Raw genomic sequence first — 25,740 nt, 5'->3', positions numbered from 1 at the left:
GGGCGGAGCGCTGATCCGGGACCCAGAGCCGCATGGGACCCGGCTTGCAGCGCACCACTGCGTGCTGTGCTGCGTCCGAGGCGCGAGAGGAGAGATAACAACAATGCGTTTCGCCGCGATCGCCGACGTCCACGGAAATTACCTCGCACTGGAGGCCGTGCTCGCCGACATCCGCGCGCACGGCATCGCCGACATTCTCAATCTCGGCGACATGCTGAGCGGCCCGCTCGATGCGCGCCGCACGATCGAGATCCTGATGCAGCTCGATGCCGTGCATGTGCTCGGCAATCACGACCGTTATCTGCTCGACCGTCCGCCGGAGAAGATGGGTTCGTGGGATCGGCCTGCCCACGCCCAGCTCGATGCCGCGCAGCTCGACTGGCTGCGGGCGCAGCCGATGACGCGCGTTTTCCGTGAGCGGGTGTTTCTTTGCCACGCGACGCCCGGCAACGATGAAGTCTATTGGCTCGATACCGTGCATCCCGACGGGACGGTGGCGCTGTCTCCGCTCGATCGCATCGAGCAATTTGCGCAAGGGATCACGCAGTCGCTGATCCTGTGCGCCCACACCCATCTCGCCCGTGCCGTGCGCTTGCGCGACGGCCGGCTGATCGTCAATCCCGGCAGCGTCGGCAGCCCTAGTTATCGCGACAAGCATCCGTTCCCGCATGTGGTGGAGGCCGGCACGCCGCACGCGCGTTATGCGATTCTCGAGTTCGCCGGTGGCACTTGGCAGGTGACGTTCCGCCACGTCGCCTACGATCACGAGGCGATGGCTGCGCTGGCGCGGCGCAATGGTCAGCCCGAGCTCGCCAACGCGCTGGCGACGGGGTGGATCGAGTAGAACCTCGCGTGTCCCGGACGCGGTGCTGCGTCCGGGGCACGAGACCGCGTCACTTCAACAGCTTCATCGGGTCCGCCACCTTCTGCTTCAACTGTTCGAAGCGGCATTGCCGCGGCGCCTTGTCCGGGCGCCAGCGCAGGATCGAGGTGCCGTGGCGGAAGCGCTCGCCACTGAAATGGTCGTAGCAGACCTCGATGACGAGTTTCGGCTTCAGCGGACACCATTTCGCCGAACGCTCTGTCGACCAGCGGCTCGGCCCGCCCGGCGCATTGCCGGTGAAGCCGGGCTCGCCGATCAGCGCCTCCAGCCGATCGGTCAGGGCAGGCTTCTCCTCCGCCTTGATGGCCGAGGTGAAGCCGACATGGTGCAGCAGGCCGTCATCGTCGTAGAGCCCGAGCAGCAGCGAGCCGACCACATGACGTCCGGCGATCTTGTTGGTGGCGTAGCGGAAGCCGCCGACCACGCAATCTGCGCTGCGGAATTTCTTGATCTTCTGCATGCCGTCGCGCGTGCCAGCTTGGTAGGGCAGGTCGATGCGCTTGGCGATGACGCCGTCGGAACCGCCGCCGGATTGCGCCAACCATTTCTTGGCGGTGGCGTAGCTGGCCGTGGCCGGCGAAAGACGGAAGATGCTGCCCTCGAGGTTGGCTTTCGCGAACGCAACCAGCGCCGGCCGTCGCTCGCGCAGCGTCTTCTCGGCCAGATCTTTCTCCCGGGACGTCGCGAGCAAATCGAAAACAAGATAGAGCGCCGGTGTCTCCATCGAGAGCTTCTTCACGCGGCTTGCCGCCGGATGGATTCGTTGCAGCAGCGCGTCGAAGGAAAAGCTCTTGCCGTGCGGCACGACAATCTCGCCGTCGAGCGTGAAGCGATCGGCCTTCAGCTCCAAGGCCGCGGCGACGACTTCCGGGAAGTAGCGCGCGAGGTCTTCGCCGGATTTGGAGCGTAGGTCGATGTTGCTGCCGTTGCGCGACAGCAGGCAGCGGAAGCCGTCCCACTTGGGTTCATATTGCCATTCCTTGCCGCGCGGGATCTCGTCGACCGAACGCGCCTCCATGGCGACGAGAGGGCTCGATCTTCGGGCGCGCTTTGCGGGAGGGGATGGCAAGGGCGGGACTCGTCATACGCTGAACACGTCCCATCAACGCGAAACGGCCGGCTTTCGCCGGCCGCTGTCGAAAATAATCTGCGCCAATAATCCTGCGCCAGTGGATCAGACCGCGGAGGTGATCCACTGCTGCAGCTTCGCCTTGGGCGCTGCGCCAACCTGGCGGGAGGCCATCTCGCCACCCTTGAAGATCATCAGGGTCGGGATCGACATCACGCCATACTTGGAGGCGGTCTTCGGGCTCTCGTCGACATTGAGCTTCACGATCTTGACCTTGTCGCCCATCGCACCGGCGATTTCGTCGAGGGCGGGCGCGATCATGCGGCAGGGGCCGCACCATTCGGCCCAGAAATCGACGACCACGGGGCCGTTCGCCTTGAGCACTTCGGCTTCGAAATCGGCGTCGGAAACCTTGCTAACGGCCATTGGGAGTACCTCACTCGGTTGAAAGAGAATCGGCGCGACCTGGAATCGCGCCCGGGATCATGCGGTCAACCTATGAACGGCTCCTTGCCGGGTCAAGGACGCTCACACCGAGATGAAGGGATGCCAGCGCCGCGTCCAGCGCGGGGGCCGAAATCTCCATATATTCAAGGGCCTCCGTCCAGAGCAGGACGGCCCTGACGGGCTTTCGGGGATAGAGCCGCGACAGCACCGCGCGGTACAGCGCAAGCTGCCGGACATAGGCTGCCGGCGCCTCAGCGGCGCTCTTGGGGGCGGCCTGGTTGGTCTTGAAATCGACGATCAGGACCTCATCGGGGCGAACGACCAGCCGGTCGATCTGCCCCGACACCAGCGCCGGGGTGCGGCCCGGTCGCTCCAGCCGGCCGGCGATGGCAACCTCCGCCCGGCTCCCGGCGGCAAAGACTGCGGCGAAACGCGGCTCGCTGATCAAAGCGAGCACCTTGTCGGCGAGCGCAGTGCGGTCGGCTTCGGTCCAGTCCGCAGCGTTGCGCGCCATGAAGCCGAGCGCGGCCTCGCGCCGGCGCTCCATGGCGATGTCGGGCAGGGATTGCAGCAGACGGTGCACCAGCGTGCCGCGTTGCAGCGCCCGGGCGCGCGACTGGATCGACTCGCCGGTCCGCACGCTGCGGCCTTCCTCGGCAGACTGGCCCGAGGGGCGCACGGGATCCTCGTCGATGATCTCGGACGGAGCCGGCGTCCGCAGCCAGTCCGGCAGCACGACCGATTGTTCCGGGGGCGCCGCCGGCGTGCCCAGCGCCGCGACATCCTCCGGCCGGGCGAATCGCGTCACCTTGCCGAGCGGCGTCTCGATCACCTGCTTGTCGAGGCCCGAGCCTTTGAGCCCGGTGTCGACCAGATCGTACCAGCTCAGCTTGCGCACCGTCTTCATATTGCCGGGCATGCAGCCGCCGACGATCAGCCGGTCCGCCGCGCGCGTCATCGCGACATAGAGCAGGCGGCGATATTCGTCCTCGGTCTCCTCGAGCATGGCCTTGCGCGCCTCGGCGACAGGCCTGGGATCATCAGCCTTGCGCCCGGCCCAGACCACGACCTCGCCGCCATTGCCGCGCGGCACGTGGATCAGCCGCAGCCGCTGCGAGTCCGCGGGCGAGGACGTGGTGTCGACCATGAACACGACCGAGGCCTCCAGGCCCTTGGCGCCGTGCACGGTCATCACCCGGACCTCATCGCGCGAGATCTCCATGTCGCGCTTCACCTCGGTGTCGGCCGAGCGCAGCCAGGCCATGAAGCCCTGCAGCGAGGCCGGCGCCTTACGCTCATAGTTCAGCGCAAGCTCCAGGAATTCGTCGAGCGCATCGTTGGCCTCGTGGCCGAGCCGGCGCAGGATGCGCGCCCGCCCGCCATCGCCGCCCAGCAGCCAGGCGTAGAACGCGAACGGCGTCTCCTCGCGGGCACGGATCTCGCAGGCCTCCAGGCGACGCAGCACGGTCGTGAATTTGTCGCTGGTGGCCGCATGCTCGCCGAGCGCGCGGCGCAGCGATCCCTTGCGATCATGGGCTAACGTGAACAGGTCGTCGTCGTCGAGCCCGAACAGCGGGCTCTTCAGCGCCACCGCGAGCGCGAGATCGTCCTGAGGCAGCAGCAGCGCGTCGGCCAGGTTCATCAGGTCGATGATGGCGATGTGCTCGGTGAGCTTGAGCCGGTCGGCACCGGCGACCGGAATGCCGGCGTGCTTCAGCGCCTGGATCACGGCGTCGAATGCGTTGCCGCGCCGGCGCACCAGGATCAGCATGTCGCCATAGCGCAGGGGGCGGCGCTCGCCCTCGTGCCCCGTCAGCGTGCCGCTCTCGACCAGCCGCTTGATCTCGGCCTGGATGCGTCGGGAAAGCTTGACCTCGGGGCTGGTGACCGCGACGCCGTCGAACGGCGCACGCCAGCCCTCGATGTCCTGCCGATCGTCGGGCTCCGCGAGATCCCACAGCTCGATCACGCTCGGGCCGGCATCGCTGAGCGCGTTGTGCAGGGGATGGCCGATCTCGACCGAGTGGATGCTCTTGTAGATCGCGGGATCGCGGAAGACGTGGTCGACCGAGTGCAGGATCGTCGCACCCGAGCGGAACGAGTAGGTGAAGGCGACCGGATCGAACTTCAGCCCCGCTGCGGTAAACTTGCGATGCAGTTCGCGCCGGCGCGCGTCGAACTCGTGGGGCGCCGCGCCCTGGAACGAGAAGATCGACTGCTTCTCGTCGCCGACCGCAAAGATGGTGCGGCTGAGCCCTTCGCGCGCGCCTTCGCCGGCCGTGAACTCGGAGATGATGTGCGCGACGATGTCCCATTGTCGCGGACTCGTATCCTGCGCCTCGTCGATCAGCACGTGGTCGACGCCGCGGTCGAGCTTGTAATGCACCCAGCCCGAGGAGACGCGGTCCAGCATCGCCAGCGTCTTGTCGATCAAATCGTCGTAGTCGAGCAGCCCGCGCTCCTGCTTCTCGCGGCGGTAATTCGCGGCAGCCGCGGTCGCGATGTGCAGCAGGGCGGCGGTGCGGTCCCGCATGGTCACCGCGCGGCGCTTCTCGATCAATCCGCTAAGGCGCTGCACCTCCGCCTCGAACAGGCGGGCGACGGATGGGTTGTTGTCGCAAAACTTCTTGGTCAGCACCGCCTTGCGCGGCAGCTTCTCGTCGGTGAGGAAGACAGACAAATAAGCATCGACCTGATCGCTGCCGGAGAACGCCTTTGCCCCGCGGAGGCGCCCCGCCTGGTCATTGTCCGACTTGCTGCCGTCTTCCAGCGCGAAGGCGATGTCGTCCCAGCGCGATCGCGGCAGGAACGGGCCATCCAGAATTTCCGTCTCGACATCCTCGATGCGATCGCTCGCGTCGACGCCGAGCATGGTGGCCAACTGTGCCGCTGCGGCTTCCGCGTTGCCGGCCTCGTCGGTCCAGGCCATGAAGTGATCGCGGCTCAGACACGCCTCGCGCACGACCTCCTTGAAAGTGACATCGGCGGCGCTCGCCATTGCTGTCAGCAGCGCGCGGCCGGTGACGCTCTCCGGCTCGCGCGCGGCCTCCAGCAGCACCTTCAGATTGGCGCGCTCCATCATGTCGGTCTGGTCGCGCTCGTCGATCACGGCAAAGCGCGCCGGCACGTTGGCCTCGAACGGAAACTGCTGGAGCAGGCGCGTGCACAGCGCGTGGATGGTCTGCACCTTCAGCCCGCCCGGAGTCTCCAGCGCGCAGGCGAACAGTTTTCGAGCGTCGCGGCGCAGTTTTGCACCGGGATGCGGGATGCCGACCGCGCGGATCGCCGCGTCGAGCGCATCATCGTCCAGCGTCACCCAATGACCAAGCGTGGTGAACACACGCTCGGCCATGTTGGCGGCGGCGGCCTTGGTGAAGGTGATGCAGAGGATCTTTTCCGGCGGCACGCCCGACAGCAACAGGCGGATCACGCGCTGCACCAGCACATGGGTCTTGCCCGAGCCGGCATTGGCCGAGACGAAGGCCGATGCAGTCGGATCGGATGCACGCGCCTGCCGCGCGCGCACTTCATCCGGGATGGGGCGCGGCAACTTCACCATTCCTCGATCCCCAATCCGCCGGCCGCGGACCATTCCTTGATCCGGGCGAGATCATCATAGGTGCCGTAGCGGTTCGCCCACATCGGCAGGTTCAGCGAGGTATAGGCTTGGTTCTCATCCTCGAAGGCACGGATCAGCGCTTCCAGCTTTGCTCTTGCCTCGGCCGCGGCGGTATCCGGAGGTTGCGGTTCGTCACCTTGCTTGAACTTGAGCTCGAGGATGCGCTCCTCGCCCGCTGGATTGTTGCCGCTGAGGCGGACATAGACGAGCTGGCTCACCGAGGAATCGGCGTCGATATCAGGGAAGCCGCCCTCGCGCAGAATCGCGGCTTCCAGCGTGAGCTGTGGCGACAGGCCCATGCGGACCTGCTTGCGGGTCGGCGGCTGCCCGGTCTTGTAGTCGAGAATGGCATAGAAGCCGCCCTGGCGGCGCTCAATGCGGTCGGCGCGCGCGGAAAGATGGAAGGTGCGCGCATTGTCGAGCGGGATCGAGATCTCGCCCCGGGTCTCGGCGGTGATGGCCTCGATCGCGTCGCGCCGCGCCGTCTCCCAATCGCCGAACCAGCGCGCGATACGCTGGAAGCGTGGCCACCACAGCGCCTTCGCCTCGGGCCGTTCCATCAGCGGCGCAAAATGCTTCTCGCCGATCGCGCGCAGCACGCGCACGGGATCGGCGGGCAGATGCGCGGCATAGGTCTCCGTGAACTCTCCGATCGCGTCGTGAATCGCCGAGCCGCGGTCGGCGGCCGAGAGCGGCATGTCGACGGGATCGAGCGCATCGAGCCGCAGGATACGTTTGGCGTAGATCGTATAGGGATCGCGCAGCCAGTCTTCGATTTCGGTGACGGACATCTTGAGCGGCCGCGTCGCGCGGGGCGGCCGCGGCTCCGGCTGCTTGATCGGTCTGACCTTGTCGGGCTGATCCAGTGCGGCCGCGAACTGCACAAACTTCTCGCCGGCGCGGACCGCCGCCTTCCAGAGATCATCACCCGCGACCGCTTCCAACCGGTGCAGGAAGCGCGAGGCCACCGCCGGCGCGCCGCCGGCCTTGGCGGAATGGGTGAGGATCACCTCGTCGCCGCCGAGCAGCTGCGCGAAGTCGTGGGCGGAGAGGCCGATGCGTCGCTCCGGCAGGTCGAGGCCCAGCTCGTGCCGCATCGGCCGGCTGAGCCAGGGATCGATGCGCGGCGCCGGCGGCCAGACTCCTTCGATCAGGCCGCCGACGATGATGCGATCGGCCTGCATCAGCCGCGATTCCAGCGGGCCGTAGATCTGCAAGCGGGCGCCGGGTCTGTCGCGCCGCCGCACCGCGCGATCGCCGAACGCCGTCTGGAAGACGTCTGGATAGTCGGGCAGCGGCACCATCAGCCCGCTGGCCGTGCCGCTGCGCAGGAGATCGTCAAAGGCGGTGGCAAGCGCGAGACCATCGCGATCCTCGAAGGCGAGCGGGATGCCCTGCTCGTCGCGCGACAGCTCGATCAGGATATCGCGGTGCCGATGCGCGAGCTCGGCGAAGTCATACGGCTTCGACGGCGGCAGGCTCTCGATCGGCGCCAATGCCTTTTGCAGGGCATCGATCAGAGTTTGGATGCGATCGAGATCCTCGGCCTTGAGACGCGCGCGCGGCTCGGCCTTGTGGAGCGCGGAGGCCTCGCTGCGCCAAAGCTTTGCCAGCTCCTCGCGAAAGCGGTTGAATTCGCGCAGGAGGCCGGCGGTGCTCGCCGGTGGGCGCGTGCCGCGCAGCACCGCAAGCTCCAGGCCCTCGACCGCCATTCTCCACGCGCCGGGCGCGCGGCCGAGCCGGCATAACGGATGTTTCAGCATCGCCAGCAATGTTGGCGGCTCCAGGCCCTTGGTCGCCGCCTCTGCCGAGAGACGAGCAAAGGTGCCGGCCGAGGTTTCCATCAGGACATCGCCGCCGGAATCGTCGAAGGCGAGGTCCCATCGGGTCAGCGCCGCCATCACCCGCCGCGCCAGCGCGCGGTCGGGCGTCACCAGCGCCGCCGACTTGTCGAGATGCCGCGCCTCGCGCATCGCAATGGCAATCGCGAGCGCTTCCATTTCAGGGTTGGGGGCTTCGACGACTGCGAGGTTCTTCATGGCGCCGGCGATCCTCGCGGCGATGTCGGGCTGTTTCAGCCGGTCGTGCCAGACTTCCGTCCTGGCGGAGGGCCGCATCGATTCGGACGCGAGCAGATCGCGGCCGCCGTCCGCTGGGGGCTGAAGAATGTCGACGTCGCTGCGCTTGATGCCGAAGCGATCCAGCAGCGCGTGCATGGCATATTGCGGATGGTTCGAGGCCGGATGCTCCGCGAACTTGCCGAGCGAATCGCGCACGCCGCCGATGGTGCGCCAGGCGTCGTCGTCGAGATCGGTGTCGAGGCCCGGCAGCACCACCGCGCCATGCGGCAGCGACGCGACTGCGTGCAAAAACTTCGCGGTGGCCGGCATCGAGCCGGTCGAACCCGCCGCGATCACCGGCCCGGTCGGATGCGCGGTCAGCCGTTTGGCTTCCGCCGCGATCAGGAGGTCGCGCCGCGCGGCCGGCTCGATCCGGTTGATCTCGGCGAGATGACTTGGCCAGGCCATGCGCGCGATGCGCAGGAATTCGAGCGAGTGCTGCCAGTAGCGATCGAGGTTGTCAGGCACCAGTCCATCAAGCGCGCTCCAGTCCACGCCACGCGTGACCATGTCGTCGATCAGGCGCGCGAGATCGGATGCCAGCGCCAGCGTCGAGGCCGGACCGCCGACCACCAGTGGCGACAGCACCGGGCCCTTGGCCCAGGCGGCGACGAGCTGCGCCAGTGTGAGCCGTCGTTCGAGCTCGCCCAGCCGCGGCGGAATGTCGAGCGGCGCTGCACCGGAAAACTGCTCGCTCTCGCCGGCGAACGCGAGCTCGTCCTCGTCGATGTCGCCGAGCGCGACGATGCGCGGCAGCACCACTGCGTCCGCCTTCATCTCGTCGAGGAAGATCTCACGCACGACGCGCATCGCGCGCCTGGTCGGCAGGTACAGCGTGGCGTCGGCCAGCCGCGCCGGCTCCTTGCGGGCCTCGAACCCCTCGACCAGGCGGCCGTCGAGCAGGGCCGTGACGACCGTGCGCAGGAACGGAACTGAGATGGGAACGCTGAAGACGCGCATGGGCTGCCTGATTCGAGAATCAGGGCAATATAGGGAGGTGGCGTCGAATGGTCATGGGTGCGGGTGAGTCATCCCCGCTCTCCCACTGTCATTCCGGGAGCGATGCGAAGCATCGAACCTGGAATCTCGAGATTCCGGGTTCGCGCTCGCGCGCGCCCCGGAATGACGGGGTTTACGCCACGCTCTCCAGAAACGCCTCTTCCGCGGCGTGCACGGCATCCGGCGTGCCGACATGCATCCAGACGCCGTCGAGGCGGAGACCGAACAGCCGCTCCTGCTCGTTGGCGCGGTCGAACATCTTCGTCAGCGAGAATTCGCCCTTGGGCGCATCGGCAAAGATCGACGGCGACATGATCGCTGCACCGGCATAGACGAACGGAACGACCTCTTTTTCCTTGCGCTTGCGCAGGGCGCCGTCGGGCAGCATTCCGTAATCGCCGCGGCCGCCATAGCCGATGCTGGTCGCGGTTGGCGCCATCAAGAGCAGGATGTCCATTCGATCAGGGTCGAAGTTTTCAGCGAGCCGCGTCAGGTTCGAGCGCACCCCGTCGATCCACAGCGTGTCGGAATTGACGTGGAAGAACGGCGCGTCGCCTAGCAGCGGCAGCGCCTTGACGACGCCGCCGCCGGTGCCGAGCACCTGATCGCGCTCGTCGGAGATGGTCACGCGCGGACGCTGGCGCGAAGCGACGTGATTGATGATCTGGTCGGGCAGGTAATGCACGTTGACCACCGCCTCGGTCACGCCGGCCTGGCTGAGCTTGTCGAGCACGTGGTCGAGCAACGGCTGGCCGGCCACCGGCACCATCGGTTTCGGCATCGTGTCCGTCAACGGACGCATGCGCAGGCCAAACCCTGCGGCGAGCACCATGGCTTTGGTCGGTTTGACGGGCATCCTTCGCTTTCTCAGACCTTTCGCGTTCGCAGCAATCGTACCACGAGGCTCGATCAGCCGCATTGCATCTCGACCGCCTTAACCACCCGCCGTGACGGTTGTACGACGGGTGTTGCCGTCACGCCCCAATGGTCGCGGAACGCGCCTTTTTCTTTCTGTCGCCCAGCTTGAGGAAATTGACGCCGATCTGGTCGCCATTGACCCAGGCCAACTCGCAGCGCCGATACGCGAGCCCGGTGGACGACAGCAGGAGAAAGAATTCCTTCAGATGGAGCCCTTCCACCGAGCCCTCGATGGTCAGCTTGGCGCCGCTCTCGGAGACGTCCTCCATGGTGCAGTCGCGCCGCCAGGTGCCGTCGATTCCCATCACCTGGGCCGGAATCCCGCGTTCGAAAACAACCCGGCCGTTGCCGCGCTGGTCCGTCTGTACCGCCATCTGTCCCGCTCCAGCCCCGTAATTGTCCGGCTGCCTCGCTGCCAGAATACCGACGTTTTGGCTAACGGCCGGTAAATCGGGTCTCAATCAGGCTTGAGATGCCGCTTGGGATGGTTCTTGGGACGGTTCTTGGGATGCCCCTTGGAACGCCCCTTGGGGCGGCGGGACGTTGGCGAGATACCAGTCGCGCAAGGCGCCGAGCGCGGGATGCGCCAGCGAGCGCTGGAGGTAGGTCCAGATCCGCGGCTGGTGGCGCAGATAATGCGGCTTACCGTCGCGGCGGTTGAGCCTGGCGAAAGTGCCGAGCAGGCGCGTGTTCCGCTGCGCCGACATGATGGCGTAGAGCTCGGCGAAACCGGCCGCATCGAAATTCGTGTCCTGCGCGCGTCGCGCCTTGATGTAGCGCGAGAGCAGCGTCAGCTCGATGTTTTCGGGCACGTCGATGCGGGCGTCCTGGAGCAGCGACACCACGTCGTAGGATTGCGGTCCCAGCACGGTGTCCTGGAAGTCGATCACGCCGACGCGCGTTATGCCCGTGCGATTCTCAAGCCAGATCAGGTTCGGTGAGTGATAGTCGCGAATGATCCATGTCTTCGGCGCCGCCAGCGGCGGCCTGAGCAGTTCGCGCCACATCGCGAAGAATTCCGCACGCCTCTCGTCGTTCAACGGCGCGTTGCGATCGGGCAGGTACCATTCCGGCATCAGTCCGATTTCGATCAGCATCGCCTCAACGTCGAAGACGGGGATCTCGTAGGTCTTCCCGTCCAGCGGCAGCGTCTCCGGCAGCGCCTTGACATGCAGCATCGCCAGCGCGTCGGTCGCGGCTTCGTAGCGCTCGGCAATCGGCCGCGGCGGATCGCCCTCGATCACGCCCTCGCTGCCAAAGTCCTCGGTGATCAGGAAGCCATGATCGAGATCGGAGTGATGGATCGCGGGCGCGGAGATTCCCTGCGCGCGCAGGCCTTCGGCGATCGCGACGAAGGGTTTGACGTTCTCCGCAAGATGCACCGCGGCGCTGTAGGACTTGCCGTTGTAGAGAGCCGCGCCATCAGGCCGCTGCGGAAAGTTCATCAGGATGACGACGCCGTCGTCGCGCAGCAGCCGGGCATAGGAACGGGTCGAGGCATCGCCGGCCATGCGCCTGCGCGTCGCATCGATGTAACCGGAGGCGTCGAGGAATTCGCGCAGCGCCTGCAGCCGCGCGACGATGGCGGCGGCCCTGCCGTGACCGGTGATGTCGGCGGCGCGCGCACTCGAGCCCAGCGCCGGCCGATGCGTCAGTGCGATGTCGATGCGATCCGCGGGCATTGCCGAGGGAGCGCGTTCGGGCCATTCGATCAGGACGAGCGTGGCATCCGGCAGCGGCGACAGCCCGATCTCGTCGAGTTCGCTCTCGTCCTCGACGCGGTAGAGATCGGCATGCATCACCGGGAACGGCGGCAGCTCGTAGCCCTGCACCAGGGTGAAGGTCGGGCTCGGCACTTCCAGCGTCTCGTCGCCGGCGAGGTAGCGGATCAGGCTGCGCGCCGCCGCGGTCTTGCCGGCACCGAGATCGCCGGTGAGGGTGATGACGTCACCGGGGCCGACCAGCAGCGCGAGGTCGGCCATCAATTGCGCGGTGGCCGTCTCGTTGTGGAGCGCGACCGAGAATGTGGTTGTATCCGTCATTCGGCGGCGTCGCGATGCGCCGCCTGGTCGGTCGGGAAATCACAGATCACGACCGTGCCCCGGCCGACGATCGAATCCACCCGCACCTTGCCGCCATGCAGCTCGACGAAGGAGCGCACCAGCGACAGGCCGAGCCCGGCGCCGCGGTGACGCGAGCCCTGGGAGCGGCTTTCGAACCAGTTGAACACCTTGTCCTTCATGTCGGCAGGTATTCCAGGGCCCGAATCTGTCACGGTGAAGACCACGCTGTGTTCGGTGCGCCGTGCGCTGATGCCGACGGTGGAATCCTGTGGAGAAAACCCGACGGCATTGGCGAGGAGGTTATAGAGCACCTGCACCACGCGCTTCTCGTCGCCGGTGAAGCTGCCGACATCCGGCGCGATCTCGACCTTGAGGCGGATGCGGTCGGTGGCGAGCCGGTCCTGGATGCCCTCGGCGGCGAGCTCGATGGCCTTGCTGACGTCGACCTGCCCGAGTTCCAGCTTCATCGCGCCGGCGTCGATCGTGGCGAGATCCAGGATGTTGTTGGTGAGCGCGAGCAGCGCGTTGGTCGATTTGGTGACGTAGTCGAGATATTCGGCCTGCTTCGGCGTCAGCGGCCCGGTCGAGGGATCGCTGAGGAAATGCGCAAAGCCGATGATGGTGGTGAGCGGCGAGCGCAGCTCGTAGGAGACGTGGTGGACGAAATCCACCTTCATCTGGTCGGCGGCCTCCAAGGCCTCGTTGCGCTCGCGCAGCGCGCGCTCGACATTCTCGGTATCGGTGATGTCCTGGAACGTCAGCATGGTGGCGCCGTCGGGCAGCGGCCGGATCATGCCGTCGAGCACGCTGCCGTCCTTGCGCTCCAGCTTCAGCGGCACGTCGGCGCGGTTCTCGATCGAGGTGATGGCCTCGCGGATCTGGCGCCAGACCAGGGGATCGTCATAGAGCTGATGGCACCAGCCTTCCACCGTCTGGATGTGCGGCTCGTCGCGCATGGCGTCGCTGGAGAGCTTCCACATTCGGACGAAGGCCGGGTTGAACAGCTGCGCCTTGCCGTTGCTGCCGAACACCGCGACGCCCTCGGCGAGGCTGTCCAGCGTCTCGCGCTGAACGCGGATCAGGCCGTCGAAGCGGCGGGCGAGGTCGAGGCTTTCGGTGACGTCGTCGAACAGATAGGTGACGCCGCCCTCGGGATTCGGGGTGGTGACGACCGAGAGTGCGCGGCCGTCAGGCAGGAACCAGGTGTCCTTGGCGGTCTCGACCGCGCGATAGGCTTCGTGCAGCTTGGCTTTCCAGGCGCGGAAATCCGGCTGCTCCGGCAGCTTGCGCGCGGCGCGGAGCTGGTCGAGCACGCTGGAATCGTCAGGGTTGGCGTCGAGGAAGGTGCGGTCGAGGTCCCACAGCCGCCGATAGGAATCGTTGTAGAAGGCGAGGCGGCGCTGGCCGTCGAACACGGCAACGCCGGAGGAGAGCTGGTCGAGCGTGCGGCGGTGCGCCTCTGCCATTTGCACCAGCGCCGACCTCAGCGCATCCGCCTCGCTGGCATCGATTGCGACCCCGACGCTGCCGCTGCCGACATTGATGGCGCGCACGTCGTAGATGCGCCGCTCGCCGCCGATCACGATCGGCAGCCGCGAGCTGAAATTGGTCGCGTCCTTCAGTCCCCGCTCCATCGCGGTGCGATTGGCACTGTCGAGCAGCTCGAGCTTGCGCTCCTGGGCGTCGGTGACGCTGTTGGCCTCGGTGGCGCGCACATAGGCCGGATTGGCGTAGGTCAGCGCCCCGTTCTCGCCCTTGGCCCAGATCGGCCAGGGTGCGGCGGCGGCAAGGCCGCGCAGCATCTCGGTCTCGTCGGAGAGCGCCTTGTAGCGCAGATTGGTCTCGGCCAGATCGCGGCGCAGTCCTGAGAGCTCGCGAATCCGGACTATGGCCTGGCCGCCGATGGCGCGGCCGATCGCTTCCAGCGTATGGCCGTGCGCAGTGGTCAACGTCAGCTGGAACCCGTCGCCGCGATCGCGCAGCGCGTCCACGGCGTGTTCCATCTGGAGCGCGGGCTCCGGGGGCAGCCAAGTTCCGAACGCCAGCACGCGCTGCGGGGAGGAGTCGCGCGGCAGCACCAGGGAGATGTCGCCGGAAATCTGAACGCGGTTATCGCCGGCCGGCCAGGAGATCAGGATCTGCGGCTCGGCGAACAGCAGCGCGCCGAAGCGGTCGGCCTGGAGCTGAAGTTCCCCGATTCGTGCGCGTAGCCGCGCCTCGTTCTTGACCAAGCGCACCCGCGTGCGCATCAAGAGGATCGCGGCCACGACCGAGAAACCGAGCAAAGCCAGCGCGGTGGCGAGCACCGCGAGTTCCTGCCGGTTGAAGTCCAGCATGCTGGAGAGAGTGTCGATGAGATCGGCGGCCCTGGCCGGCGCAGCCGGCAGCAGCGCCGCAAGAGCGCTCCCAATCAAGCCGCTGCGCGCCAGCGACGTGCACGACAGCAGCGTCCGACGCATCGACACGATCACGCCTGACATACTTGCCCCAAGACCGCACGAATTTGCGCGCGGCGACCCCCGTCGCGCGCGAATCAAAAGACAATACCCCCACCGTGACTCCGGCGGTAAGAGTCCAGATCGTGAACGCAAACGCGGCCAGACAAAAATGCCGGGCGCGCGGTTCCGCGGTCACGTCGTTCTTCGCGATGATTCGGCTGGAATTGCCGTGCGTTAGCGCGTCAGGCGAATTTTCCAGCCGCGATGGACATGTGCTCCTTCCGCGCAAGCATGGGAGCGGTCAAGAACTAGCTGCCGGTCGAGCCGAAGCCGCCGGCTCCGCGACCGGTCGCCGACAAGGTCGCCACCGGAACCAGCGCAGCCTGCACCACGGGCGCGATCACCATCTGGGCGATGCGCTCGCCGCGCTTGACCACGAACGGCGCCGCGCCGTGGTTGATCAGGATCACCTTGATCTCGCCGCGATAGTCCGCGTCGATCGTGCCCGGCGAGTTCAGCACGGTGACGCCGTGCTTGGCCGCAAGCCCCGAGCGCGGCCGCACCTGCGCCTCGTGCCCGGCGGGCAGCGCGATCGCCAGACCCGTCGGCACCAGCGCATATTGGCCGGGCGCGAGCGTCATCGGCTCGGCGTCCGGAACGGCTGCCATCAGGTCGAGGCCGGCAGCCTCCACCGTCTGATAGGCCGGCAACGGCAGACCTTCGGCATGGGCGAGGCATTGCAGTTCGACCGTGACCATCGTGCTCAAGGTGCCGTCTCCAGGGATTTGTCGGCCGCGCTTCGGACGATGTGTGCGACCAGTTCGGTGGCGACCTGTTCCTTGGTCATCACCGGCCAGGAATCAACTGCAATCTCGCCGTCCTTGGCACCGTTCGTGCGGCTGAGGAGGTGGACGGTGTTGCGGTCGCCGCCCATCACGCCGGTGGCCGGCGACACGTCGTTGGCGACGATCCAGTCGCAGCCCTTGCGCGCGAGCTTTGCTTTGGCGTTGTCGATGAGATGTTCGGTTTCGGCGGCAAAGCCGATCACCAGCGGCGGGCGCTTGTCGGTCAGCTTCGAGATCGTGGCGAGGATGTCGGGATTCTCGACCAGCTGAAGCGGCGGCATGCCGGCCGAGGTTTTCTTCAGCTTCTGTTCGCCTTCATTGGCGACACGCCAGTCGGCGACCGCGGCAGCGAAGATCGCGATATCGGCGGGAAGCGCGGCCTGCACCTGCTCCAGCATCTGCCGCGCCGATTCCACGTGCTTCACCGTCACTCCAGGTGGATCGTCGAGGTCGACCGGGCCGCTCACCAGGATCACCTCGGCGCCGGCGGTCTGCGCGGCGGCGGCGATGGCAAAGCCCTGCTTGCCGGAGGAGCGGTTGGCGATGTAGCGCACGGGGTCGATCGGCTCGTGCGTGGGACCTGCGGTGATCAGCACGCGCTTGCCGGCGAGCGGCCGCGGCACTGGCGGCCGCAGCAGCCGTTCTGCAGCATTGGCGATCTCGATGGCTTCCGACATGCGACCGACGCCGGCTTCACCCGCTTCGGCCATTTCGCCCGAGTTCGGGCCGATCAGCACGGCGCCGTCACGCTGGAGCAAGGCAAGGTTGCGGCGTGTCGCCGCGTTGCTCCACATCAGCGGGTTCATCGCCGGCGCCAGCAGCACCTTGCGGTTGGTGGCGAGCAGGATGGCGCTGGCGAGATCGTCGGCATGACCGTTCGCCATCTTCGCCATCAGGTCGGCGGTCGCCGGCGCCACCACGATCAGATCGCAATCGCGCGCGAGTCGAATATGGCCGGCGTCGAATTCGCTCTGGGGGTCGAACAGGTCCGTGTAGACGCGCTCATGCGAGAGCGCGCTGACGGCGAGCGGCGTGACGAATTGCTGTGCCGCCTTGGTCAGCACGCAGCGGACCTCGATGCGGCGCTCCTTGAGCCTGCGGATCAGGTCGAGAGACTTGTAGGCCGCGATGCCGCCGCCGATGATCAGGGTGACGCTGGCCTCGGGGAGGGCGCCGGTGCGCTGCGACGCCGGGGCGGCAGAGGGCGGAGGCGGCACCGCAAACGGCGTCAGCGGCTCCTCGCGGCCCTCGATCAGCTCCCGCAGGATGACCCGGACCTCCTCCTCGACCGACCTGCGGTTCTTGGCCGAGCGCAGCCGCAGATAGGTTTTGACGGCATCGTCGAGCTTGCGGATGGTCAGGCTTGCCATGACGTCCCTCCAGCACGGAATGATAGCGATGCTATCACTCGTGTGATTGCAGTGCAATCATAGATTCCGGACGGCGATCAGGATGCCGATGAAGGTCGCGGCGATGATCCACAGCGCCACGGTACGCCAGCGGTTCTTGCGGCCTTCGCTGCGCCCCATGGCCGCGATGCTCTCCGGCGACAGCCTTATGCCCTCGCGGGTCATGGTTTCGAGCTGCTCGAGGACCTTCACCGACCGCTCCGCGATCTCCGGCAGTCGCATCAGCACGCGCGCGATGTCGCCGGTCCCGGCCAGCGCGCCCTGCACCCGGCCGATGGGGCCGAGATTGCGCTCGATCCATTCACGCACCACGGGGTCGGCGATCTTCCAGATGTCGAGCTTGGGATCGAAGCCGCGGGCCACGCCCTCGACCACCACCATGGTCTTCTGCAGCAGGATCAGCTCGGGCCGTGTGGTCATGTCGAACAGGCCGGTAACCTCGAGGAGCAGCGTCAGCAGCCGCGCCATCGAGATCTCCTCGGCAGTGCGGTTGTGAATGGGCTCGCCGATGGCGCGAATGGCCTGCGCAAAATTCTCGACAGAATGGTGCGCGGGCACATAGCCCGCCTCGAAATGCACCTCCGCCACACGGCGATAGTCACGCGTGATGAAGCCGAGCAGGATCTCGGCCAGGAAGCGCCGCTCCCTCATCCCGAGCCGGCCCATGATGCCGAAATCGACCGCGACCAAGCGGCCGGCGTCATCCAGGAACAGATTGCCCGGATGCATGTCGGCGTGGAAGAAGCCGTCGCGCAGCGCGTGCCGCAGGAAGCTCTGGATCACCTTGCGGCCGAGGTCGGGCAGGTCGACCTGCGCTTCAGCAAGGCGCTTGTGGTCGTTCAGCGCGATGCCGTCGATCCACTCCATCGTCAGTACGTTGTGCGTGGTGCGGTCCCAATCGACGGTCGGCACCCGGAAATCAGGATCGTCGCGCGTGTTCTCCGCCATCTCGGACAGCGCAGCCGCCTCCAGCCGCAGGTCCATCTCCATCGCGACCGAGCGCGACATGGTGTTGATGACCTCGATCAGGCGCAGGCGCCGCGCCTCGGCCGAATAGGCCTCGGCCTTGTGCGCGACGAAGAAGAAATCGGAGAGGTCCCGGCGGAAGCGTGCGGCGACGTTCGGCCTCAGCACCTTGATCGCGACCGGCCTGCGGCTGCCGTCGCGGAGCACCTCGCCGCGATGCACCTGCGCGATCGAGGCGGCCGCGACCGGCGGGCCGAAGCTCGCGAAGATGTCCTTCAGCGGCCGTTCCAGCGAGGTCGTGATCGCAGCTTCCGCCTCGGCTTGCGAGAACGGCGGCAGGCGGTCCTGGAGGCTTTCGAGATCGCGCGCCATGATGACGCCGACCACATCGGGGCGCGTGGCCAGGAATTGTCCGAGCTTGAGATAGGCCGGGCCCATCCGCGTCAGCGCGCGCGCGATCCGCGGGCCGTGCTTGGTGCCGCGGCGTTCGACGAGGCGCGCGAGCTTCAGCGCGAGCTGTCCTGGGGGCGGCACCAGGCTCGGATCGACCGAGCCGAACACGCCCTCGCGCGCGAACACGAACGCGGCGCGGATCAGGCGCGCAATGTGGGTGAGGGCAGAGATCACAAACGCCAGCCCGAATGCAGTGCCACGATGCCGCCGGAGAGTGTCTGCCAGCTGACGCGGGAAAAGCCGGCGTCGCGGATCATGTCGGCGAAGGCGGCAGGCTTCGGAAACTTGCGGATCGATTCGACGAGATATTGGTAGGATTCGGCGTCGCCCGTGACCATGCGGCCGAGCGGCGGGATCACCTTGAACGAGAACAGATCATAGAGCTTGTCGAGGCCGGGCATCTCGACGGTGGAGAACTCCAGGCAAAGGAAGCGGCTGCCGGGCTTGAGCACGCGGTAGGCCTCGCGCAGTGCCAGGTCGATCCGCGGCACGTTGCGAATGCCGAAAGCGATCGTATATGCGTCGAAGCTGCGATCGGCGAAGGCGAGCACTTCGGCATTGCCTTCGACGAAATCGACCCGGGTGTCGAGATGCTGCTTGGCGGCGCGTTCGCGGCCCACGGCCAGCATATTGGTGTTGATGTCGCAGACGGTGGCATGGAAACCCGCGCCCGCGGCCTTGGCGGCGCGGAACGCGATGTCGCCGGTGCCACCGGCAACGTCGAGCAACGCGAACGGCCGGTCGCCCCTGGGCGGGTCGAGCGCCGTGATCATGATGTCCTTCCAGACCCGGTGCAGGCCGCCGGACATCAGGTCGTTCATCAAGTCATAGCGCGACGCCACGCTGTGAAACACATCGTTCACCAGCGTCTGCTTGTCCCCCAGGGGAACGTCCCTGAAGCCAAAATGCGTGGTTTCGCCCGGGCCGATCCATTACTCTGCTCCACGAGGCGGACCATAGCGCGGCCGCCGCAATGGCGCTATCACACCGCCCTCATAAGGTGAATGCCTGACCATGCCTGAATTGCCAGAAGTCGAGACCGTCCGCCGCGGGCTTCAGCCGGTGATGGAGGGCGCGAAAATCCTTGTCGCGGAGGCCCGCCGGCCGGACTTGCGCTTCCCGTTTCAGCCGGACTTCGTGGCCCGGCTCAAGGGGCAGGTCGTCACGGGCCTCGGCCGCCGTGCAAAATATCTCATGGCCGATCTCGCCTCCGGCGACGTTCTGCTGATGCATCTCGGCATGTCGGGCTCGTTCCGTGTCATCAAGCCGGGCAACGACACTCAGCCCGGCGAGTTTCATTATCCGCGGGCCAAGGATTCCACGCACGACCACGTGCTGTTTCGGATGTCCTCCGGCGCCGACATCGTGTTCAACGATCCGCGCCGCTTCGGCTACATGAAAGTGATCGCGCGCAATGCGCTCGAAGACGAGCCGCTGCTCCGCGGGCTCGGACCCGAGCCGCTCGGCAACGAATTCGACGCCGCGATGCTGGCGCGTTCCTGCGCCGGCAAGACCACCAGCCTGAAGGCCGCGCTGCTCGACCAGCGCGTCGTGGCAGGGCTCGGCAACATCTATGTCTGCGAGGCGCTGCATCGCTCGCATCTGTCGCCGCGCCGGATCGCCGCGACACTGTCGACCAAGAAAGGCGAGCCGACGGACCATGCAACGCGACTGGTCGGCGCGATCCACACCGTGCTGAACGACGCCATAAAGGCCGGCGGCTCCAGCCTGCGCGACCATCGCCAGACCTCGGGCGAGCTCGGCTATTTCCAGCATTCGTTCAAGGTCTACGATCGCGAAGGCGAGACGTGCACCACGCCGCGCTGCGGCGGCACGATCAAGCGGTTCACGCAGAACGGCCGGTCGACCTTCTGGTGTCCGAAATGTCAGAAGTAATTATCAGGCTTGCCGCCGAGAGGCCTTGAGACTCGGCGAATGTGACGACTCCACCAGTGACGGGAGGATAGAGCCTTCGCTACAAGGCGCGAGGCGAGCAATCCGGCGGGGCTGGTGGCCGGACTGCTTCGTCGCTTGGCTCTTTCACCGAATGGCGAAGAGCCCGACTGTCGTCCGAGCGATTGCTCCGCTCAGGACGCCAGTGTCGTGGTCTCGTCCGCTGCAAGCTCGCTGGCGACGTGCAGCATGCCGTGCGCAGCCGAGATGACCTGGTCGATCAGCACATTGGTCGGGGCTTCGAGCTCCAGCCGGGTCTCGATCCAGCGCCAGAGGCCGCGGATCTCGTCCGCCGACTTGCCGTTCGGCGCGAATTCGCTCACGGCAAGACCATTCGCCAGCGCGTCCTGATGGTCGTTGCGCATTGCGATCAGCGGACGTGCGAGCACGTCGGTGAGGTCGAGCGCGGCTTCCTCGGCGAGGGTGCTGGCGGCGTTGTCGATGCGCTGGCCACGGATCGGCGTCTGGTTCAGCACGAAGCTGTACGGCCGCTTCCAGGCGCGTGCGACGCTGAGCGTCGAGGCGGTCGCCTCGATGTCGGCGACGCTCGGGCGGGCCGGGATCAGGCAGAGGTCGGAATGGCGGATCGCGGCGGTGGTCGCGGCGCTGAGGCCGGCCGCGGTGTCGACGATCGCGAGCTGGAGGCCGCTGTCGGCGAGCATCTTCAGACGCGGCTCGATGTCGGCGGCGTGATAGATCGGCTCGACGACGAGATCGTCGGTGCTGCGGCGGCGCTGCCAGTTGGAGAGGGTGCCCTGCGGGTCGGTCTCGATCAGGCGAACGGTGAAGCCGGCCTGCTTGGCCGCCAGCGCGAGGCCGATGGCGAGCGTGCTCTTGCCGCTGCCGCCCTTTTGGGTGGCCAGTACGATCGTGTGCATTGAAGATCAATCCTTTGGAGTTCTGGGTCAGGGATACGCCACGCGAACGTGCATCGCTTCTGGATGCTGAGCGCTTCTCGCTCAGGACGTGCCGGCCCGATCCAAAGGGGATCGCGGAGGTCCGAATCAACGATAGCGATGATGGCGGAATCGCAAATGCCAGCGAATCCGTACCATTACCGGCTCCGTAGTCGTACGTGTGAGAGCGTCCGGGACACGAGATTGGAGTCGGCAGCGGCCTACTTTCGGACGCAGATGACGCGCACGACCGCGGCCTTTGCATCGGTCGACGTGCCATTCGCGGTGACACCGTTCGCTTTCAGGAATCCGCGCACCGCCTCTGCGGAGACCATCATAGCCTGTGACGCCGGCACCGACGCCGCAGGTCCCGCGACCATTGCCGGCTTCAGCAAGGCCATGCCGGCGAATTTGCCGTCGGCGTCGATGGCAGGGCTGCCGGAGAATCCGATTGCCGGCGGCGGGGACAGTGCGGAAGCGCTCTGCTTGACCGCCGCTAGCGCAGCCTTGACGTTCGACACGCCGGCCGCACCGCCTTGGCTCTGCGGATCGGCGATGCCGACGATGTCGACGTTCGCCTTCGCTGCGCCGCCGGCGAGGCTGAGCGGCTTCAGGCCGCGGGCGCCGTAGATGTGCAGGAGCGCGAGATCATTCCCCTTGTCCTCGGCGAGACGGTCGGCGCTGCCATGACCGGCGATGGTGATTGCGAGGCAGCCATCGGTGACGAGGCGATCGGTGACGATCGCACCGTCGTCGCTGACGACGATGCCGGTGCCATATTCGACGGTCTTGCGCGGCGGCGGCCCGGCCAGCGGTCCGGACGGAAATGCATTGAACGCGCTCGACATCGCGATCACCACCGGCTCGACCGTGTTCTCCGTCGCCTGGTCGTAGAGGATCGTCATGGTGCGGACTTCGTCACCCTTGAAGGTGCCACGCACGTAAAATTTCTTCAGGCCCTGCAATCCCGACAGCACGAAGAAGTCGGGCTTCACCACGGTGTAATCGACCTTGCGCCCGGACGGCTCCTTCTCCAGGTCGGCGAGCCTTGCCGAGGTCGGGTTCACCTCCTTGCGCCGGCTGAGCAGCACCTGCACGGTTCCGGTCGGCGAGGTCCATTTCGAGCCGTTGGCGTCGCTTGCCTGCTGCGGCACCAGCTTGGTGGGAATACCGAGCCGGGCGCCGCTGGTCGGCTCCGTCACGATCTTCCAGCCGACGCTCTCCTGCTTCTTTCGGGCCGCCTCGGCGAGTGTGGCGCGTTCCTGCGGATTGAGCACACCGGTCGGCTTGCCGCCCTTGGCCTTCTGGTACTCCTTGATGGCGTTGACCATGCGTTCGCTGGCGTCGCCGGTGATGGCGCCGTTATATTGGCCGACCCAGGCGAGGTCGGACTGGAGCGACAGCCGCTCCGCTTTTGCCATGGCATCGGCCGTCGCTGACGGCGTCTGCATCGCGGGAGGCCGGACCGGAACGGTCTGAACCGTCTTCGGGTTGGTGCCGCGGACCTGTGGCGCCGTCATCTGCGCGTGCGCGCCTGTGGCGGCCGCGAACATCAGTGTTGCCGCAAGCATCGATCTCATGACAAATCCAGCCAGCCCATTGAACGCCACGCCATTGAAGCACATCTCGTTGGTCGCGAACAATGTTGCGGTGGTTCAGGTTTGACAGGAGCCGCGAACTCAAGTCCTCATCCCGAGGAGCGGCCTCTAGGCCGCGTTTCGAAGGATGGCCACGGGCGAGATCGGGGCCTTCATGGTTCGAGACGCGCGTTCCGCGCTCCTCACCATGAGGAGTGAGAGGAATGTAGGACGATGCTGAGCCCGGACGAACTCGAACGCTATGCCCGTCATATCGTGCTGCGCGATGTCGGCGGTCCCGGACAGGCCGCGTTGAAACGGGCCTCCGTGCTGGTGATCGGCGCCGGCGGGCTCGGCGCGCCCGCGCTGATGTATCTGGCTGCCGCCGGCATCGGCACGCTCGGTGTGGTCGACGACGACGTGGTGTCGTTGTCCAATCTGCAGCGTCAGGTGATTCATACGACGCCCGATATCGGCCGCCACAAGGTCGAGAGCGCGGCAGAGCGGATCTCGGCGCTCAATCCGCATGTCCGCTTCGTCGGTCATGCCACTTGGCTCAACGCCGACAATGCGCTCGGCCTGATCGGCGACTACGACCTCGTGCTCGACGGCTCCGATAATTTCTCGACGCGCTATCTGGTCTCCGACGCCTGTTTCTTCGCCAAGCGGCCGCTGATCACGGCGGCGCTCGGTACCTTCGACGGCTCGCTCACCACCATCCGCGCGCACGAGACGAACGAGCAGGGCGAATTCAATCCGACCTATCGCTGCCTGTTTCCCGAGGCGCCGCCGCCCGGCACGGTGCCCGCCTGTGCGGAGGCCGGCGTCATGGGGGCGCTCGCGGGCGTGCTCGGCTCGATGATGGCGCTGGAGGCGATCCGCGAGATCGTCGGCTTCGGCGACGGCCTCGTCGGCCGTCTCCTGATGATCGACGCACGCGCGATGCGCTTCGAGACGCTGCGCTATTCCCGCGATCCGGCCAATCCGCTCAACGGCGATGGGCCTGTGTTCGAGGATCTCGGCGTCCATCGCACCTGATTGCCGCCGTTACCTCGTGGCCGGTTTCTCGCTGTCGAGATGAGCCATCTGTTCGGCCGCGTAACGCGTACCGGAAGCGACATCCGGCGGGAAGGCCTTTGCCAATGCCACGAGATGAGCTTGCGTCAGCGTCACCTTGGTTGCGCCGAGCGCTTCGTCGAGACGGTTGCGGGTGCGGGCGCCGATCAGCGGCACGATCTCCCGGCCCTGCGCCGCCACCCAGGCGATTGCGACTTGCGCCGGCGTTGCGCCGACGTCATTCGCGATCGTGCGCAGCGACTCGACCAGCGCGAGATTGGCCTCGAGGTTCGCGCCCTGGAAGCGCGGCGTCATCAGCCGGTAGTCCTTGCCGGCCTTGCCTGAATCCTTCGACCAGTGACCGCTGATCAGGCCGCGCGCCAGGACGCCGTAGGCAGTGATACCGATGCCGAGCTCGCGGCAGGTCTTGAGGATGTCGCGTTCGATGCCACGTTCGATCAGCGAATATTCGATCTGGAGGTCGGCGATCGGATGCACCGCATGCGCGCGGCGGATGGTGTCGGAGCCGACCTCGGACAGGCCGATATGCCTGACGTAGCCGGCCTTCACGAGATCGGCGAGGCCGCCGATGGTGTCTTCGATGGGAACGTTCGGATCGAGGCGCGCCGGGCGATAGATGTCGACATGGTCGGTGCCGAGCCGCTGGAGCGAATAGGCGAGGAAGTTCTTGGTTGCGGCTGGCCGGCAGTCCATGCCGATGAAGTCGCCGGCGGGGCCGCGCAGCGCCCCGAACTTGACGCTGATCCGCACCTTTTCGCGTGAAACGTCCTTGAGTGCCTCCCGGACCAGCATTTCATTGTGGCCCATGGCGTAGAAATCGCCGGTGTCGAGCAGCGTGATGCCCGCATCGAGCGCCGCATGGATGGTGGCGATGCTCTCGCTGCGGTCGGAAGGACCATAGGCGTCGGACATGGCCATGCAGCCGAGACCGAGGCTTGAGACGGTGGGGCCGGTTGAACCGAGAGTGCGCTGTTCCATGTTGGCTCTCCTCGAAGGCGGCGGCTGAACGCCGCGTCACGAGGACGGATATGCGCCCGACCGATTGGGCCGATAAGCTGGACAATCCGGAATGGCTTGTTCACATTAGCGAACAATGGCCGAGCCTGACCTGCGCGATCTCGATGTCTTCGTGGCGGTCGCCCGCACCCGTAATTTCCGGCGCGCGGCGGTCGAAATTCGCGTGTCTGTGTCGAGCCTTAGCCAGCGGCTCCGGGACCTGGAGGAGCGCCTCGGCGTCCGCCTTGTGAACCGCACCACGCGCAGCGTCGCCCTGACTGAGGCGGGCGAATTGCTGCTGTCGCGCGTTGCTCCCGCGTTGCGCGATGTCGGCGATGCCCTGGATCAGGTCCGCGGTCTGCGCGAGGTCGCCTCGGGGCGCCTGCGCATCAACGCACCGCCGCCGGCGGTCGATCTGGTGCTGGCGCCGATGGTCGGGCCATTTCTCGCGGCGCATCCGCAGGTCGATCTCGACATCGTTTCCGAGAGCGGATTCGTCGACATCGTCAGTGCCGGCTTTGATGCCGGCGTGCGCTATGGCGAACACCTCGCGCAGGACATGGTGGCGATTCCGCTGAGTGGTCCGCAGCACTATGCCGTCGTCGCCTCGCCTGCGTACCTCGCGCGGCGCGGCAGGCCGAAGCATCCGAAGGATCTTCTCGATCACGACTGCATCCGCGCCCGCTACTCCAGTGGCGTCATGAACGATTGGGAGTTCGAGAAGAACGGCCAGATCGTGAAGGTCGATCCGCCGGCCAAGCTGATCTCGACCAATATGGGCCTTGCCATGCGCGCCGCGCTCGACGGCGTCGGCATATGGGCGACGCTCGACGGCTATGTCGGCGATGCCGTCAAATCGGGAACGCTCGTCAGGCTGATGGAAGATTGGTGCGAGCCGTTTCCCGGACCGTTCCTGTACTATCCGAGCCGACGCCAGGTGCCGCCTGCGCTTCGTGCGTTCATCGATTTCGTCGCGGACTGGCGCAAGCGCAAAGGGCGCGGGACGTAAGCC

Annotated in this window: 19 protein-coding genes; 4 read left to right on the top strand and 15 right to left on the bottom strand. The window is 66.5% G+C overall.

The genetic code is table 11. The features are described from left to right. Positions 1-103 precede the first annotated feature (103 nt). Positions 104-844 (top strand): metallophosphoesterase family protein, encoded by a 741-nt coding sequence (locus tag ABIG06_RS11865; RefSeq protein WP_370136578.1) that lies wholly within the window; start codon positions 104-106, stop codon positions 842-844. Positions 845-893: 49 nt separating this feature from the next. On the opposite strand, the gene ABIG06_RS11860 is transcribed toward ABIG06_RS11865, so the two are convergent. The 12 genes from ABIG06_RS11860 to ubiE all read right to left on the bottom strand — a co-directional run bounded on the left by ABIG06_RS11860 (position 894) and on the right by ubiE (position 19,158). Continuing rightward, positions 894-1,952: an ATP-dependent DNA ligase gene (locus tag ABIG06_RS11860; protein ID WP_370136577.1), complete on the bottom strand. Its 1,059-nt coding sequence runs from the start codon at positions 1,950-1,952 to the stop codon at positions 894-896. A 105-nt stretch (positions 1,953-2,057) separates the two neighbouring features. Next, on the bottom strand, positions 2,058-2,378 hold the full coding sequence (gene trxA / locus ABIG06_RS11855) for a thioredoxin (protein WP_008540017.1): 321 nt from the start codon (positions 2,376-2,378) through the stop codon (positions 2,058-2,060). A gap of 70 nt (positions 2,379-2,448) precedes the next feature. Then, on the bottom strand, positions 2,449-5,958 hold the full coding sequence (gene addA / locus ABIG06_RS11850) for a double-strand break repair helicase AddA (protein WP_370136575.1): 3,510 nt from the start codon (positions 5,956-5,958) through the stop codon (positions 2,449-2,451). Further along, complete coding sequence (gene addB / locus ABIG06_RS11845) at positions 5,952-9,098, bottom strand: double-strand break repair protein AddB (protein ID WP_370136573.1); 3,147 nt, start codon at positions 9,096-9,098, stop codon at positions 5,952-5,954. Before addB ends, addA begins: the two co-directional genes overlap by 7 nt. A 172-nt stretch (positions 9,099-9,270) precedes the next feature. Then, a complete protein-coding gene (locus ABIG06_RS11840) occupies positions 9,271-9,993 on the bottom strand; it encodes a nucleotidyltransferase family protein (RefSeq protein ID WP_124162416.1) in 723 nt (240 codons plus the stop codon). A 118-nt stretch (positions 9,994-10,111) separates the two neighbouring features. Next, positions 10,112-10,429 carry a PilZ domain-containing protein gene (locus ABIG06_RS11835; protein ID WP_124162417.1) on the bottom strand — a complete coding sequence of 106 codons (318 nt, stop codon included), beginning with the start codon at positions 10,427-10,429 and terminating at the stop codon, positions 10,112-10,114. A gap of 87 nt (positions 10,430-10,516) precedes the next feature. Then, on the bottom strand, positions 10,517-12,097 hold the full coding sequence (tsaE, locus tag ABIG06_RS11830; protein ID WP_370136570.1) for a tRNA (adenosine(37)-N6)-threonylcarbamoyltransferase complex ATPase subunit type 1 TsaE: 1,581 nt from the start codon (positions 12,095-12,097) through the stop codon (positions 10,517-10,519). After that, positions 12,094-14,598, bottom strand: coding sequence for a sensor histidine kinase (locus ABIG06_RS11825; protein WP_370136569.1), 2,505 nt, complete (start codon positions 14,596-14,598; stop codon positions 12,094-12,096). Before ABIG06_RS11825 ends, tsaE begins: the two co-directional genes overlap by 4 nt. Positions 14,599-14,864: 266 nt before the next feature. Continuing rightward, positions 14,865-15,323, bottom strand: a complete 459-nt coding sequence (dut, locus tag ABIG06_RS11820; protein ID WP_370136567.1) for a dUTP diphosphatase — start codon at positions 15,321-15,323, stop codon at positions 14,865-14,867. Then, positions 15,320-16,771: a bifunctional phosphopantothenoylcysteine decarboxylase/phosphopantothenate--cysteine ligase CoaBC gene (gene coaBC / locus ABIG06_RS11815; RefSeq protein ID WP_370136565.1), complete on the bottom strand. Its 1,452-nt coding sequence runs from the start codon at positions 16,769-16,771 to the stop codon at positions 15,320-15,322. The genes dut and coaBC overlap by 4 nt, the downstream gene beginning before the upstream one ends. A gap of 57 nt (positions 16,772-16,828) precedes the next feature. Continuing rightward, positions 16,829-18,403, bottom strand: coding sequence for a 2-polyprenylphenol 6-hydroxylase (gene ubiB / locus ABIG06_RS11810; RefSeq protein WP_124162422.1), 1,575 nt, complete (start codon positions 18,401-18,403; stop codon positions 16,829-16,831). Further along, on the bottom strand, positions 18,400-19,158 hold the full coding sequence (ubiE, locus tag ABIG06_RS11805; protein ID WP_424578578.1) for a bifunctional demethylmenaquinone methyltransferase/2-methoxy-6-polyprenyl-1,4-benzoquinol methylase UbiE: 759 nt from the start codon (positions 19,156-19,158) through the stop codon (positions 18,400-18,402). Before ubiE ends, ubiB begins: the two co-directional genes overlap by 4 nt. Before the next feature lie 85 nt (positions 19,159-19,243). Between ubiE and mutM the strand changes: the two genes are divergently transcribed. Then, a complete protein-coding gene (gene mutM, locus ABIG06_RS11800; RefSeq protein WP_370136562.1) occupies positions 19,244-20,125 on the top strand; it encodes a bifunctional DNA-formamidopyrimidine glycosylase/DNA-(apurinic or apyrimidinic site) lyase in 882 nt (293 codons plus the stop codon). A 191-nt stretch (positions 20,126-20,316) separates the two neighbouring features. Here mutM and ABIG06_RS11795 read toward each other — a convergent pair whose 3' ends face one another. Together ABIG06_RS11795 and ABIG06_RS11790 are read right to left on the bottom strand one after the other, a co-directional pair. After that, positions 20,317-21,060, bottom strand: coding sequence for a ParA family protein (locus ABIG06_RS11795; RefSeq protein ID WP_124162425.1), 744 nt, complete (start codon positions 21,058-21,060; stop codon positions 20,317-20,319). A gap of 239 nt (positions 21,061-21,299) precedes the next feature. Continuing rightward, positions 21,300-22,658, bottom strand: coding sequence for a serine protease (locus ABIG06_RS11790; protein ID WP_370136560.1), 1,359 nt, complete (start codon positions 22,656-22,658; stop codon positions 21,300-21,302). 231 nt (positions 22,659-22,889) lie between these two features. Here ABIG06_RS11790 and ABIG06_RS11785 point away from each other — a divergent pair, with 231 nt between their 5' ends. Beyond that, positions 22,890-23,693 carry a HesA/MoeB/ThiF family protein gene (locus tag ABIG06_RS11785; protein WP_370136559.1) on the top strand — a complete coding sequence of 268 codons (804 nt, stop codon included), beginning with the start codon at positions 22,890-22,892 and terminating at the stop codon, positions 23,691-23,693. Positions 23,694-23,702: 9 nt separating this feature from the next. On the opposite strand, the gene ABIG06_RS11780 is transcribed toward ABIG06_RS11785, so the two are convergent. Further along, on the bottom strand, positions 23,703-24,710 hold the full coding sequence (locus tag ABIG06_RS11780) for an aldo/keto reductase (protein WP_370136557.1): 1,008 nt from the start codon (positions 24,708-24,710) through the stop codon (positions 23,703-23,705). 115 nt (positions 24,711-24,825) lie between these two features. Here ABIG06_RS11780 and ABIG06_RS11775 point away from each other — a divergent pair, with 115 nt between their 5' ends. Beyond that, a complete protein-coding gene (locus ABIG06_RS11775) occupies positions 24,826-25,737 on the top strand; it encodes a LysR family transcriptional regulator (protein WP_370136555.1) in 912 nt (303 codons plus the stop codon). Positions 25,738-25,740: the final 3 nt, after the last annotated feature.

The organism is Bradyrhizobium sp. USDA 326 (genome assembly GCF_049739485.1).
Classification (GTDB): domain Bacteria; phylum Pseudomonadota; class Alphaproteobacteria; order Rhizobiales; family Xanthobacteraceae; genus Bradyrhizobium.
Note: the sequence above shows the minus strand (reverse complement) of the source record. Positions and strands in the feature narration are given on the sequence as shown.

Bases quoted from the DNA above. Each gene is read 5' to 3' on its own strand.
- ABIG06_RS11865 (WP_370136578.1), top strand. From the start codon at position 104: ATGCGTTTCGCCGCGATCGCCGACGTCCACGGAAATTACCTCGCACTG.
- trxA (WP_008540017.1), bottom strand. From the start codon at position 2,378: ATGGCCGTTAGCAAGGTTTCCGACGCCGATTTCGAAGCCGAAGTGCTC.
- addA (WP_370136575.1), bottom strand. From the start codon at position 5,958: ATGGTGAAGTTGCCGCGCCCCATCCCGGATGAAGTGCGCGCGCGGCAG.
- addB (WP_370136573.1), bottom strand. From the start codon at position 9,098: ATGCGCGTCTTCAGCGTTCCCATCTCAGTTCCGTTCCTGCGCACGGTC.
- ABIG06_RS11840 (WP_124162416.1), bottom strand. From the start codon at position 9,993: ATGCCCGTCAAACCGACCAAAGCCATGGTGCTCGCCGCAGGGTTTGGC.
- ABIG06_RS11835 (WP_124162417.1), bottom strand. From the start codon at position 10,429: ATGGCGGTACAGACGGACCAGCGCGGCAACGGCCGGGTTGTTTTCGAA.
- tsaE (WP_370136570.1), bottom strand. From the start codon at position 12,097: ATGACGGATACAACCACATTCTCGGTCGCGCTCCACAACGAGACGGCC.
- ABIG06_RS11825 (WP_370136569.1), bottom strand. From the start codon at position 14,598: ATGTCAGGCGTGATCGTGTCGATGCGTCGGACGCTGCTGTCGTGCACG.
- coaBC (WP_370136565.1), bottom strand. From the start codon at position 16,771: ATGGCAAGCCTGACCATCCGCAAGCTCGACGATGCCGTCAAAACCTAT.
- mutM (WP_370136562.1), top strand. From the start codon at position 19,244: ATGCCTGAATTGCCAGAAGTCGAGACCGTCCGCCGCGGGCTTCAGCCG.
- ABIG06_RS11795 (WP_124162425.1), bottom strand. From the start codon at position 21,060: ATGCACACGATCGTACTGGCCACCCAAAAGGGCGGCAGCGGCAAGAGC.
- ABIG06_RS11790 (WP_370136560.1), bottom strand. From the start codon at position 22,658: ATGAGATCGATGCTTGCGGCAACACTGATGTTCGCGGCCGCCACAGGC.
- ABIG06_RS11785 (WP_370136559.1), top strand. From the start codon at position 22,890: ATGCTGAGCCCGGACGAACTCGAACGCTATGCCCGTCATATCGTGCTG.
- ABIG06_RS11780 (WP_370136557.1), bottom strand. From the start codon at position 24,710: ATGGAACAGCGCACTCTCGGTTCAACCGGCCCCACCGTCTCAAGCCTC.
- ABIG06_RS11775 (WP_370136555.1), top strand. From the start codon at position 24,826: ATGGCCGAGCCTGACCTGCGCGATCTCGATGTCTTCGTGGCGGTCGCC.